This window comes from Aequorivita capsosiphonis DSM 23843, from assembly GCF_000429125.1.
Lineage (GTDB): Bacteria > Bacteroidota > Bacteroidia > Flavobacteriales > Flavobacteriaceae > Aequorivita > Aequorivita capsosiphonis.
In genome coordinates this window covers 281,373-295,609 of record NZ_KE386850.1, presented here as the reverse complement: position 1 = coordinate 295,609, position 14,237 = coordinate 281,373, and the positions used below count along the sequence as shown (strand labels likewise).

The 14,237-nt window shown below is 40.8% G+C and carries 8 protein-coding genes; 2 read left to right on the top strand and 6 right to left on the bottom strand.

Annotated elements, in window-relative coordinates:
- Positions 1 to 453: 453 nt before the first annotated feature.
- From G440_RS0118695 to G440_RS0118675, 5 genes are all read right to left on the bottom strand, one after another.
- Positions 454 to 2,295 (bottom strand): tetratricopeptide repeat protein, encoded by a 1,842-nt coding sequence (locus tag G440_RS0118695; RefSeq protein WP_026452691.1) that lies wholly within the window; start codon positions 2,293 to 2,295, stop codon positions 454 to 456.
- Positions 2,296 to 2,632: 337 nt separating this feature from the next.
- Positions 2,633 to 4,003 (bottom strand): Gfo/Idh/MocA family protein, encoded by a 1,371-nt coding sequence (locus G440_RS0118690; protein ID WP_026452690.1) that lies wholly within the window; start codon positions 4,001 to 4,003, stop codon positions 2,633 to 2,635.
- A gap of 784 nt (positions 4,004 to 4,787) precedes the next feature.
- Positions 4,788 to 6,089 carry a type II toxin-antitoxin system HipA family toxin gene (locus tag G440_RS0118685; RefSeq protein ID WP_026452689.1) on the bottom strand — a complete coding sequence of 434 codons (1,302 nt, stop codon included), beginning with the start codon at positions 6,087 to 6,089 and terminating at the stop codon, positions 4,788 to 4,790.
- Positions 6,083 to 6,436 (bottom strand): helix-turn-helix domain-containing protein, encoded by a 354-nt coding sequence (locus G440_RS0118680; protein WP_026452688.1) that lies wholly within the window; start codon positions 6,434 to 6,436, stop codon positions 6,083 to 6,085. The genes G440_RS0118685 and G440_RS0118680 overlap by 7 nt, the downstream gene beginning before the upstream one ends.
- Positions 6,437 to 6,805: 369 nt before the next feature.
- Positions 6,806 to 7,243, bottom strand: coding sequence for a PepSY-like domain-containing protein (locus G440_RS0118675; RefSeq protein WP_157418075.1), 438 nt, complete (start codon positions 7,241 to 7,243; stop codon positions 6,806 to 6,808).
- 96 nt (positions 7,244 to 7,339) lie between these two features.
- On the opposite strand from G440_RS0118675, the gene G440_RS0118670 reads away from it, so the two are divergent.
- Positions 7,340 to 7,579 (top strand): hypothetical protein, encoded by a 240-nt coding sequence (locus G440_RS0118670; protein WP_026452686.1) that lies wholly within the window; start codon positions 7,340 to 7,342, stop codon positions 7,577 to 7,579.
- A 133-nt stretch (positions 7,580 to 7,712) separates the two neighbouring features.
- Here G440_RS0118670 and G440_RS0118665 read toward each other — a convergent pair whose 3' ends face one another.
- On the bottom strand, positions 7,713 to 12,053 hold the full coding sequence (locus tag G440_RS0118665) for a carboxypeptidase regulatory-like domain-containing protein (RefSeq protein WP_026452685.1): 4,341 nt from the start codon (positions 12,051 to 12,053) through the stop codon (positions 7,713 to 7,715).
- A 718-nt stretch (positions 12,054 to 12,771) separates the two neighbouring features.
- Between G440_RS0118665 and G440_RS0118660 the strand changes: the two genes are divergently transcribed.
- Positions 12,772 to 14,160 (top strand): MATE family efflux transporter, encoded by a 1,389-nt coding sequence (locus tag G440_RS0118660; RefSeq protein WP_026452684.1) that lies wholly within the window; start codon positions 12,772 to 12,774, stop codon positions 14,158 to 14,160.
- Positions 14,161 to 14,237: the final 77 nt, after the last annotated feature.

Below are 14,237 nucleotides of genomic sequence, written 5' to 3'. Positions count from 1 at the left end.
GCCTAGGACGAAATTTGAAATTAGAAAGGGGAAATTCGAACAAGGAGCGACGAACGACGAGCGACGAACAACCAACAACGAGAGCACTGAACATCTCACATTTCGATTAAAGCCAAAGGTCGAATACGCTTGCACCGTAAAACTGCTACTGAAATGAAGACGTAGGACGAAATTTGAAATTAGAAAGCGGAAATACGAACAAGGAGCGACGAACGACGAACGAGGAACGAGGAAATTGCAAGATTTCTCAAGCCCAAACTATTCTACTGAAAACTACCACTGAAATAAAGACGTAGGACTAAAGGCCTTTATTAAAAATTATTGCAAGACTTCTCAAGCCCAAACTATTATACTGAAAACTGCCACTGCTCCCTGCTACTCTCATTGCTACTCCAATTGAAAACTGCAACTGTAGCGAAGACGTGTTTCTTTTTTAGGAAGACACTGCTTTTTCTATAAATCGCACATGAGCTTTTCAAAACCTTCATTGTCATCCTCAAGCCCCATTATCACCTTGATCTTATCTTTTTCAGAAATAACTGCCTTTTTACTTATTCCTAAAAGTGAGGTGATTTCTTGGTCGGTAAGCTGTAGCTTTAAAAGACAACAGAAAGCGACGTCGTTCTCAGAAAGCTTGGGAAACATTTCAGAAAGACTATAACTGAACTCGGGTTGTACTTCTACAAATTTTGACTTGAAATGTTTCCAATAATTTTTTTGATCCACAATACCGATAATTTTGGTTGCCAGTGGCTCTGATATTTCTTCCTTATTACTGGAGTCGAGCAAATCCCTGATTTTATTTTGAATATCTGCCACTTCCAAGGCCATGTTAACCAATTCCCGCTCTTTATCGGCAAGGCGTTCCTCTTTTTCCAGCATCAGTTCGTGCTCCAACTCCTGCGTTACTTTTAGTGCGGAGTTCGATTTCTCTAGGTTTGCAAACTCGCTTTTTTGAAGCTTAATTTTTTTCCGTTGATATTTGTATATAAGTGCACCTAGAAACAACAATACTACTGCCAGAATAATAATGAGAACGGTAATATATCCTTGCCTACGGTTATTGTCTTTAAGCAACGTATTGTTCTGGGCCAGTACAATATTCTTTTCGCGCTGTATCTGGTTTTGGTAGGTTTCCTCCAGTTCCTTTATTTTTATCCTATCTTCGGAACTACGTAGGGAATCCTGTAAAAAATCGATGCGGTCAAACAGAGCGAGGGCCTTTTTATAATTTTGTTTGTTTCTATACGTCTCACGCGCTCCAATCAAAAAGTTAATCTCATCCCCTGCATTCATAGTACGTTGAAAATCATCCGTGGCAACCTGGACTTTATCTATTATTGCCAGTCCTTTATTATAATCGCCTTGAAGATTCAGGAAATCCAGATATTCAATTGCAATTTCCAGAAAACGGGTGGACTGCATCTGTAGCAGAAAGTTGAAGGATTCGCTAAAGGCTTTGGCAGCAAGTTCGGGTCTATGGGTAACTTTATAAATTTTCCCTAATTTCCCCATAGCTACATGCATATACTCCATGTTATTTATTTGCGTTAGCCCGTTTTTGGCCTCAAGCAATCGCTTTTCCCCCTCCGCTATCTTATCTAATTTCACCAAGCTCTCCCCATAGGCCAAGAGCGTAAAATAGTATGCAGCCCCTTTATTCTCAGCGAACTTGGGAAGAACCTGTTCGTATAAATCAACTGCAAATTCATAATTCCCGTTATTAAAATAAATGTTTGCCAGTTTTTGTTGCAGGATATGAATTCGCGGATCTTTGGTCTTTTCAAATATTTCTATCGCCTTTTTCAGATATTTGATGGCTTTCTCCTTTTGGAGCATATAACTAAAATTGGAAGCCATTTCGCCATATACCAAACCCTCTCCATTTAGATTATCCAATTTTTTATAAATACCCATGGCAGTTTCCAAGGCCGCCATAGATTCGTCATACTGGGCATTGGTGCGGTAGTTTATAGCAAGGTTTGAATATAATTGAGCCTGAATAAGAGGATGTTTTTCGGTGAATCCTATTCCCTTTTTTAAATAGAACGCGGCGGAGTCATAAACTGCAAGTTGATTGTAAGTAATCCCCAACTTACTGTATGCTTTGGCAATAGTTGTATCAGGCAATTGGGATGCGTGTTCCAAAAGTTTAAATAAATACACTTTTGCAGAATCAGGTTTCTTGAAAACAGCGTCGTTTATCTGAGCTTGTAACTGCTCTATAGCATCGGTTTGAGCGATTAGGGGATTTAAAAATAAAATAAATAGGAAGGAAAAGTAAAGCTGTTTCATAGGTTGGAATGGGGTGGGTAAATGTATAAATAATTCAAAATATTTAAGAACGTTTTTGTGATTTGTTAACTGGGGATTTGGTAATCCACCTGAGATCAAGTAGATTTTAGTTCCTCTGATTTCACTAATAAAGGACTAATTGCTGATTTCACCAATGAAGACAAGGTGTGGATTTGCTAATTGGGAGTTTTGCAGGTAAGCGAATTTATCTGAACCTTCTCTGACTCCCAAAAGTGCGTTCAACTATATTTTTTTTTCGAATATTAAGTCGGTATTTATCCTAAGCTTGGCAGCTGGGCTTAGGATAAACTTGGTCAAAGAGCCAACACTGAAGTTACTATTCATAATAATCAAACCCAAACACCGGCTTTCTAGTTTTATATTTTCCTCTGGTGAAGTCCGGCATTTCTTGGGAAGCACCATTTCCAGCAATGGATTTTTCGCTAAGTGGCGTTATTGCATACCAAGTAGCAAGGTCGTACACATCAAATGGGAACTCTTTATTGGCTTTTATACACTCAATAAAATCATTTATCAGAAAGTAATCCATGCCGCCGTGGCCGGCACCTTCGGCTTTTGTTTCGTGCTTTTTCCATAATGGGTGATCGTATTTTTCCATATATTCCTTGGAGTTTGCCCATTTATGTGAATGGTCCATTTCCTCCTCAAAATATAAAAAGCCTTGGTCAAAACCACCGGAACCGATATCCTGCCAGATGCCATCAGTGCCTTGTACTCGAAAACCTAGGTTATACGGACGTTGTAAAGAAGTGTCATGCGTAAGCAAAACCGTCTCACCGTTTTCACATTGAAGCATGGTTTGTACAATATCACCTTGCTTAAAATTCACCTTTGCATTAGGATGATCCTCCCCTCCTATTTTCTTAATGTACTTGGTGAGGCCAGCTTGTTTGCTTGCCATAGAAGTAAGATGCGTAATTCTATTGCCGCGATTCACGTCCATCATTGTCGCTACTGGCCCTATACCATGGGTTGGGTATAGCTCTGCATTTCTATTCTTATAATGATTGGTGCGCCATTTGGCCTCGGAAAAGCCTTTTTCGCCAAACTCTGCCCCATGACCATAAGCGTGTATGCCGTCATTGAATAATACATTCCGTAAATCGTGCTGATAGCCTCCTTGTCCGTGGACTATTTCGCCAAACTTTCCTTGTCGCACCATATTGAATACCGCCATAATATCGCGACGATAGCATACGTTTTCCATCATAAACACAGGGATTTTAGTTTCCTCTGAAACCTTAACATATTCCCAACATTCCTCCATATTCATGGCGCCACAAACTTCTAAGCCAACTATTTTACCGGCTCGCATAGCTTCTATGGTCTGCGTGGAATGCCATTCCCAAGGCGTGGAAATTATAACAGCATCTACATCTTCGCGTTTTAATAAGTTTTTATAATCGTAATCGCCATTGTCAAATACTTTCGGCTTTGGCTTATCGTGTTTTTCAAAAATCTTTAAAGCCATTTCCAACATTCGCGGATCGGGATCGGCAATTGCCGTAACCTCAACGTCATTGCGACGTAGCAATTCGTTTAGGTGAACCTGCCCGCGATAGCCTATTGCAATTAGGCCAATTCTTACTTTTTTATTAAAAAGTGTTCCGCTAAACACTGAACTGGGTAAAATTAAGGCGCCAAGGCCTACTATACTGTTGGTTCTAATAAAGTTTCTTCTGTCCATGGTTTGTAATTTGGGGATATGTTTTTCAAATATATAGAATTGTGAAGAAAAACATGGGGTACTTTGGAAGAAGAGGGATTTAAATGGACGGCTTGAACCGAGAAAGTTTGAACCATGACGGTTTGAACCACGATTGTTGAAACAGGACTATTTTCGAAAAGACATTGGACCTGCCTGCCGGCAGGCAGGCGGTAAGACGTAGGACAGGAAGCCGTAAGTCCCTCACTCGAGCGCGCCCGAGATCACAAACTTTATCTATCTTGGGCCCAAAGTACTGCTATGAATAGCACTAATATACACGAATATTCATTCATTCTTTAAAATGATGGCGCAAACAGGACGCTTTAGATTTCACGAACCTGCCTGCCGGCAGACAGGTGGAACAGACTTTCAGTCTGTTTTGAGTGCCCTATAAAATTTGTAAAGAATGGTTTAGCCATATCTTTCTCCATATAGATCTAAGCTATAAAGCGTCAGTTTATTACAAAAGTAGTTAGATGATAGACCTAGGACGGCTTGTTTCAAACGATGAAAATGTGTATTGTTAAGAGGCTCTACTGCTTACTCCTGTCCACCGACCGCGTGTCGCCGAAGCCCCGCCTACTGGACGGGCAGGTTTAAGGCCTTCGTAGCCAATTCGATGTAGTATTCTAGCGGAGGCACAAGCTTTTTCTGCGTAGGTGGAGCTACTGCTCACTACAATCTCAACAATAGCTGCTTTTTTTATGAGTCACCTTTGAGTATGGCTAATGGGTGTTATAAATTTTTCTATCATCACTTTGCGCTAATGCATTTTTAAATGCGTTTTCGCTATGGCTGTGGTTAATCCTTGTGCTAGGTTTACTTTTTTGGCATAAGTAGGCCAATTCGCAACCACTTTACTTATCTCTTTAATAATAGCTTCCCCTTTTTTAATGTTATTAGCTTTTGCAATGCTCATTAAATCGTTTAGTGTGATGCCCTTGTGCTTCCCATTAATGCTTAATGTATGCTGGCTTACCCAAATATTTGTAGGATCGTAAGCATAACACACGTCATAAGCTGGCGCCAATTCCCATGATTTTCCTTGTTTTAATCTAAATGAAAAGTTTTTAGTGTGATCGTCATAATTAGTAGCCAAAACGTTAAACACCATACGCTTAAACATCTCTTCTGCCTCGGGATAGGTCAATCTCAAGACACGCATGGTCTGGAACAGCTGTTCATAACTATAGCCGTATAAGTTGTTGTAGTCGTAATGTTGTAATCCGCACCAAGTTTGAATATGATGTTTAAGCTTTCCTTCCCTATCGAAACGTTTAGTCATAAAATGAGCTCGGCCATTTTCTTCTAATAACTCGCTGTCCATCATAATGATACCCGCATCTTTTGCCATAAGATAATAGGCGTATTCTACACGGCCCCATCCGTGGGTTTCGCCAAACTGGGCATCGCTCACGCCATCCAATTTTAACAGCCAATGTTCAAAACCCTTTGGTACATCTGTTTGCCCGGATTTTACAGCTCCTGTTTTTTCGTTGTAAGCAATCACCGCTTTTGGGCGTGCACCACCTGCCGAAGTTCCAACTTTTAATACTTCAGATAAGGCTTTTTCTTCATCGGCATCTAAATTGGTGCTTAGCTGTACTTTTTTAGACAGCATGTGCTGTGCTGCCGTTACCAAACTGCTTATTTCTATATCAAATATATTTTGAGCAGCTATTTGAGCTGGTTCAAATTCCAAAGCTCCCATAGATCGTGTACCTATAAAACAAAGTTGCTCTACAGGATTCATACTATTTGCTGGACGTCCGTTTTTTGCCAACCACAGGTTGATTAACTGATTTCCATATCGATCTGGCAAAGCGTCTGCCAATAAGCCCGGTAAGCCTTTAAAGGTATCTACGCTATCGTTTTTATCTCGGCGTAATTCGGGAAATGAAAAAATACGAGATCCTTCAGATATAGGCATTTTTATAGGTGAAATATCCCATTCCCTTCTAAGGAAGTTGGGGCTGTATTGAAAACTTGCCAATTGGGTTTGTGCATCCCAACGAACAGCCCCTACCAGCTGCCCCCATAATTTTATTTCGGCTGCATCTACCATCCTAAATCGTCTTCTTTATTGGTGGATTTGCTCTCGCTTCTACCCGCTCGCTCCCGTTGCTCCCTTTTTAGTTTAGCGTATGCCAATGGACTGATGGTTTCGTTAACCTCAAAGCTATTTAGTACAAACAAAGCATCTAATGCCCTCAATATTTGAATCAAGCTTGATAGTGATACCGACTCACCACGCTCTATCTGACTGATAGTCCATCGGTTTAACCCAGCGTCTATAGCCAGTTGGGCTTGGGATTTATTTATGCCCAAACGAGTTTGTTTTATAAAACTGCCTATTTGCGCTACGATAGCTATATCTGTCATTTGAACCCAATCTATGTTAGTATTTCCCATCTTTATGTGTGATTTTAATGCTTAACGTTGGTATTTCCCAACAAATATAGGGAAATTCTTTAAGCTGAACACTAAAGCACTGTTGGCATTAACCAACGTTAATGCCTATATAATGAGTTAATGCGAGTATATACCAACAAAACAAATGATATCATTTAATATAAAATTGATAACAGCACCTTTAAATTTGACATATTTCTGAAGTGTTTTATAGAATGTATGGAAATAAAACTATTTGACGCTTTCACGAAATGGAAGCAGGAGTTAGAGCTACTTTTGGAAAGGCATAGGACCTGCCGGCAGGCAAGGGTAAGACTTAAGACGGCTTGTTTTAAACGATACTATTCACTCTTGCCCACCCTCCCTTCACTAATCTCTACGTTCTTGAAGAACATTTCCGTTGGAGTCATAAACGATTTTCCATTCTTCTTTTCCTTTTTCAAGCTCTACTTCATAAGTGGTTTTTCCATCTTGCCATGTCATTTCTACATCGTCAACGCGGTAATCTGGGTATTTTGATTTAATGGCATCCCGTATCCCTTGTGGAAGATCCGCTTCAGTGATATCCTGTTCCTTTTTAATCACTTCTCCGGAAGCCGTGTACCATATCTCTTGTTCCATTCGCTCCATATCAAATTCCACTTTGTAATTTTCCATATCTCGTTCCCACTCCACATCGGTGGCTTTGGAGTAATCTTTTAGAAAGGCATTTTTAACCGTCTCGGGAAGTTCTGAGGGGTTTAGGTCTTGCGCCACGGCTATAGTAGTGACAAATAGTAATAACATTAAAGTCTTGACAGTTTTCATAGTTTCATTTTTTAGTTGGATACTTTTTCCTACAATATATTCCAATGCCGAAAGACTCTCTATTAAGAAGTTGTTAATCTTTGGTAAATCAGATAGATGTCGATTATAAACCCCGTGCTAATAGTTTCATTTATTGGCTATGAATCCCAAGAAATACCGATAGATCAGAATACCGGATTTCTAAATATTGACCTCACTGAAGCAGATTTTTTAATGGGTGAAGTGGTTATCGTCAGAAATAATATCTTTAAAAGAATTGGAAATCTCTTCAGAAAGAAAAATAAAGAAAGCTGTGATTCTGAAACTCACTTTTCACATCACACCACTGGCAATTGATACCTGACAATACTTGCCCCTATCGAGATAATCTTTCGGTTGCCCAAGAGATCTCTTCAATATTAGAAAAAAAATAACCGTCTCATTTTAGGCAAATGAGACGGTTATCTAGATTAATTGATTTATGCTCCAATTAGTAAACGACCAGCTTTTTAAAAGAAGTTCCTTCTTCTGTTTTCACCTGAATAATATAGGTTCCAGCGGCGAGATTGTAATCCATTACAGATGTACCAGCTTCCTTTTCAGTAGAATTCATCACTCTTCCGTGCATATCGATAATGCTTACTTGAGCTCTATTCTCAAGCACCAAAGAGAATCTACCCTTGGAAGGGTTTGGATATATCTGGAAATCTGCAGTTTGGTGACTTTCTACGCCTAAAAGGTTTATAATAACTTCTGTTTTTTCTGAGACTCCTGTTTCATAGACCGCTTCAACCTCAGCAATATGGGTTCCGTTGGTGAGGTTTTGCAGGGTAAAAGTTGTTTCCGTTAAGTCTTCAGAAACCAATTCCCCATCAAGATATATATTGTAAGAAAGGGCGTGATCGTATTTTTTTTCATAAGTTACATCGTCAATTTTCAGAATATAGGTATCGTAGCTTACGTAATTTATAGCTACAAACTTGGTATCTTCGGGTGCTTCATAGGAATATTCCGTCCAAGCTTCTGGCACACTTATTATATCACCGAACGCTGTAAAGTCTGAAACTTCGCTTCCAGTAGTGGAATAAAATACTTGCATTTTTTCTGGATCTGTCCCCACCAGCGAAGCGGCCATAAAGGCGAAATCTCCAGATCCGGCCGGAATAATCAACCAATCGTTGTTAACACCATTGGGTCCCGCAAAGCCGGTTAGAAACCTACGTCCGGAAACAGCATCAAAATCTACTGCCGGAGTAGTTGAATACGGATTAAAGACCATAAACGACATAGGCACTCCAGCATTGGGCCAGGTGAAATTAGTGTAGGTATAGGTCTCCAGACCATCTAAATCTTTCAATACATAATCCCCTATACTTTCGCGTTCAAAATCTTCGTATCGCTCCATTTGATCGGTAAAAGTACTGTGAAGCGTCCAATCAAGTCTTGCTGATGAGGCCGATTCAATGGTAGCCGTTAGATTGGAAGGCTGCACTTTTAGCAGGTTTAATGGTACGGTGAGGGTACCATTTTCTTCAACCTCAACTTCTGAAAGACTTACAATTTCATAGTTTTCCAGCTCTACTCTTATATTATAATCTCCGTGTAATAATTCATTGAAAGTAACCGTAGATGCGGAAGCAGGAACAAAAGCCTCGGCAAAGTTATCGTCATTCCAAATGGAAATATAAGCGCCTGCTGCACTTCCGAAATCGGTAGCTACATCTAAGGTAAAGTCAAAGAACATATTATGTTGAATTTCATTCGAAATCGCTTTTTCAGAGGTTAGGTTATCTTCGTATTCTGCAGTAATTCCATATTTATAGAAGTTTTGGGCGGCATTGGCGAGCGTGGTATCGTCGAAAGATGTTTCAGTTATAGGCGTTGGCGTTAGCTCTGTCCAATCATTTGCTGCCGCAGGACTCCGGTAAACCTTATAGCCTGTTGGATCGGCATCCATCGTATTGTTGACGATTCCGTAAATATTCCAGTTTTTATTGGTAAGGTTTAAGCCAGTCCATACGCCATTTTCATATTTCATACTTCCCTTTCTGCCCGGAGCGTTTGGTCCGTCGTCCAAACCTATTGGGTAGGCGCCATATTGTCCGGCAAGAAATTCTATTCCTATCCAAAGTTCTTTGGAAACATCAATCGGTAAAGATGTAGTAAGTTCGAAGACATACCAACCTTCCTCGGTGATGGAAGCAGGTTGCGAATGAATAAGTTCCGCAGCGTCCTCCCCTTCAAATACTTTGATGATAATTTCGGCATTGTTGGCTATATAAGCTTTTACATGCGTAAGCTCCGCATCTTGGGCTATTTGCGTTTGCAGATCGGAAGTTTCAAATCTGATTCCAGCAATAAATGGATCGCCACCGTTACCGTAGGAATCTCCAGCGGTGTCAAAGCTACCCCAACCTATCTCCATTTCATTGTAATGCCCAACAGGTATTCTCCAGTTTACTTCTCCTACACCATCATTGTTAACAGCCACAACATCACCAGGTTTATGCGGGGTAAGACTTAGGGTAAAAGTAGCAAGTGTGTAATCATCGTCCTCACTTGTAAAAGACAAAGATTCAGCATCATATAACGGATGGAAAACTTCAAGGTCATATTCTTTTTCAGCAAAAGCTTCCAAGGTAAAGTTTCCGGTTGCATCACTTTGAGTGGTGAAGTCAGAAAACCCTGTTAAATTTAGGCTTACGCCTTCAATTGCGTTTCCTGCAGCATCAACTACGGTTCCCGAAATTAAGATAGGAACGGAACTCATCATTGCTACATCCAAGCTTAGCTGTTCATTGGATTCAATAACTATGCTTGTTTCATACGTATCAAAGCTGTCTTTGCTATAAGTGGCCAAATAATTGCCGGGTAACAGAGCTGGAAAAAGATAGGCTCCAGTTGCATCTGTTGTAGTGGTTTCGGTTTGATAGGTAGCTGCGTCTTCAGGAGTAATTTTAACCATTACACCTTCCAAAGGTTCGCCATCTATAAGCTGCGTAACCACTCCCGCCATACTGCCATAATCCATTCTTTTTTCGGAAACTATACTTGGAATGGTGGGCACTTCTTCTGTGGACCAAGCTGGGGGTTGGGTGCTCGCTAAGCTAAGGTCAACAGAATAACCAATGGCATAATAGGTGCGCATATCATCTACCGAAGTATTGTAAAACTCTCTCGGATCGACCGAAGGAGGATTCGCCAACAATGGTTTTACAATGGTAATAATCACGTTTTCGTTGTTGGCATCGTCATAATAAAAGGGTTGATCCAGGTCAATGGTAATCGCATTGCGACCTGCAGGAAATTCAATATCGCCATCAAATAATAGTTTTTGATCTCCAAAATATTCCCAAACTGCATTGTCGAGATTGGTTCCAAAAACATCGCGATCCGTGGTGCTCATATATATTTTGTAGCGAGATGTGGAGGTAGTTCCCAGATTTCCGAAATAGGAAAGAGCCGTAATAAGACCACTGCTGCCAATTTCATCGGCTTTATAGATACTCTGCGAAATGATTGAAGACCTGCTAAGTTCAAAGGCCTGATCTGAAGCCTTATTACCACTGGTTACCGACTCCTGATCTGCATTCATACCAGAATAGGCTGAAACTACTGCAGGAATACCAAAATCAGTAGGACTGGTTTGCGCCACTATTTCATAGGTATATAAATTGAAGTCAGGAATTGTTGTTTCTGTATAGGTAATGCTTGGGTGCATTTCGGCCAAGGTTTCTGTTACACTTCCCAAACTGCGGGTTAACGTATAACCTACCACAGGGTTTTCAAGAGTGCCACCCAAGACCCCATAATCTACCTCATCCCAAGAAATCACGGTCTGTAAGCTTCCGTTTTGGGTGAAAGTTATATTTTTTGGAGCTCCGGGGATTGTTTCATAACCAAAAAACGTGAGTGGCGTGGTATAAACATTTCCGTTGCCAGAGGTGTTATAAGGGACGAACCTGTATATATAGGAACCTCCTTCAGGTAAAACGTCAACATATTGCATGCTTTGGCCTGCTGCGGAAGGGAGATCGTCAATTTCAGTAAGGTTCATAGGGTGGGTACCTCTGTATATCTTTATGCCCGTCATATTGCTAAGAGGGTTGCCAGCCTTATCTAGAGTAGGATTTACCCAATCCAAGGTAACCTCAATATCACTACCCAGCACAGTATTCATTGAAAAATCGGTAATAGTGTCTGGTGCTAGTGGTTCTACGTTGTGAACAAACTGAATATCATCTACCAGCATCATCACGGCTTCCGAGACGCAATTTATAGCGAGATGCTTTGCACCTGCAGGGATTACGTATTCAAACTTAGCCCAGTTGGTTGACGGAGCAGTGGTGTTTCCGCCATTAAAGAAAATAAAGTCATCCGGCTCTGCGCTGGTGTTTGAGTAGGCTACTTTAAACGCATCCGGGCCTGAATAGTCAAAGGAGCTTTTCACATAAAATGATAATACGCCTCCGGGATGGTCTGCCAGTTCATCAGAAATCAGCCAGTCGTTTGACGGTCCATCATAAGATGAAACGCTCGCAAAGTACTTTTCCCCAGAATACGGAATATACGCTTCCAATGTGTTTACTGGATCGGTTTGGGAAGGGTTATAAACAATAAAGCCCAAGGGACCACCTTTCCCTGGAAAATTCTGAAAAGGCCCGGCGGTATTCAGACCATCCAGATCTAGGGAAGTCCATCCTATTAAGTCATTTTGGGTAAAATCAGCTTGTAGTTCTACATCGTCCTTAAAGGCTTGAAGTTGTCCCTGTGCCCATCCTGAAAATGTAAAAAGAAGGCTAAGGAGAAAGATTAAGTAGGATTTTTTCATATTGAAGGTTTTTAATGGTGTTTGGTTGCAGGAAGGAGCTGTAAGTCCTCTTGCTGAAATAATTGCGAACTAAAGTAGTGAATTTGGAGACAATTAAAGAATTTAAATTTCATCATCTAGTTACAAGAAAAAATACTTCAATTGTTAAATCCCTATTTACATCAGTTCTTCACTTGGGAACGACCCGAGATCACGAACTTTATCTAACCTGAGATTAAAGTACTGCCACGAATGACACTAACCCGTTTGCCAACGTGCAGATTTACGCAGTTATCTCCAACTATTGAAATCAGATATGTAATCACCACAGCTTTAGTTTCACGAACCTGCCTGGCCGGCAGGCAGATGTAACGGACTTTCAGTCTGTTTTTAATGCTTGTAGCATTTGTAAATAATTGTTTAGTCATATAATTATTTTTTTGATTGTTCGCAAAATATCAGAAAGCCATGAATAGTGACATTATAGTAACTTTTTTATGAAGTCTCTAATAGGAAATATTTCCATTTATTCTGTGTTAATCCGCGTGATCGGCGGGATATCTTTCGCATTCTCAGATTTTTGTTTCCCGATGATTTGCTTCGCCAGTTCGCAAACGCTCGGATCGCAGATATTCGCAGACTTTTTACTCGGATGACAAAAAACGGATATACAATAAAACTTTGAGTATTAAGAGGAATTTAGGTATCACATCGAAAAGCTTGTTATAATTTTGCCGAAATGACTGCCACAAAGAAAAACAAGTTTACTGAAGGGAAAATACTCAGTTCCCTAATCAGTCTAGCACTCCCGATTATTTTTGCCAATATTCTCCAATCTGCTTATCAACTTATAGATACCTTTTGGTTGGGAAGGCTCGGCGCCAATGCCGTTGCCGCTGTTAGCCTTAGTTTTCCCTTGCTCTTTCTAGTACTTTCGCTTGGCGCGGGGCTTACCTTGGCTGGCACTGTGATGGTGGCGCGCTACGAAGGCGCCAATAACCAAAAGCTGGTCAATTTCAGTTCTTCACAAAGCGTCTTCCTTATCTTTTTGACTTCCATCGTTTTAGCCTTCTTCAGTTATTTTGCCGCTGGGCCCTTAATGAGAATCATTGGCGCCGGTCCTGATATTATCACAGATTCAGTCCGGTACTTTAAGGTTTCTTCAGTGGGCTTCGTGTTTCTATTTCTTTTCTTTATTTTCCAATCGCTAATGCGAGGTATTGGGAATGTGATGCTCCCTGTATATATTGTGCTGTTTACCGTTATTCTAAACGCGGTGCTGGATCCGCTGTTTATCTATGGCTATGGCCCAATTCCAGGATATGGAGTGGCTGGGGCTGCCGTAGCGAGTGTGGTTACCCAAGCTATTGCATCTGCAATCGGCCTGTATATTCTCTTTCGGGGAAAGCAAGGAATTAAAATCTCCCTTTCGTCCATGCACTTTAATATGGAAAACCTCAAAAGAACCTTTAATCTAGGCTTTCCTGCAAGTGTTGAACAATCTACCCGCGCCTTGGGGATGACGTTCATGATGGTGCTCGTGACCAGCTTTGGTAGCGAAATTGTTGCCGCCTACGGGATTGGCGCACGCATGTTAAGCTTTATAGTGATTCCCGCTTTGGGGTTGGGAATTGCCACCACTTCTTTAGTGGGGCAAAACATTGGGGCCTTAAAAATTAAAAGAGCTGAAAAGGTAGCCATATTAAGTGCCAAGGTGGCATTCTTTGGATTTACTGGCTTGGGGCTGATTATGTTTTTGGTGGCCGAACCCTTAACCGCCTTCTTTATCCCCGACGATCCCGAAGTAATTCAAGATGGGGCTTTGTTTATTAAGATTATGGCGTTTAGCTTTGGGTTTCTTGGCCTACAACAGGTAATGAACGGCACCTTTAATGGGGCGGGATTTACCAAAGCCTCTATGTTTATTTCCATTATGAGCCTTTGGGTAGTGCGCTTTCCATTGGCATACCTGCTAGCTTATACTTTTGAAATGGGACCAGTGGGTATTTGGTGGGCTTTCCCAATATCAAACATTATTGCAAGTATTGCCGCCTTTGGCTATTTTAAAACCGGGTATTGGAAGAAAAGAGTACTTCGGGATAGGAGTTTTTTGACGGCGCCGAAGTGAAGTTTGTCCTTCGATACATTTCGCCGAAGGGGCGAAACACTCAGGAAACGCAGTATAATTCCAAATAGAAAAGACAT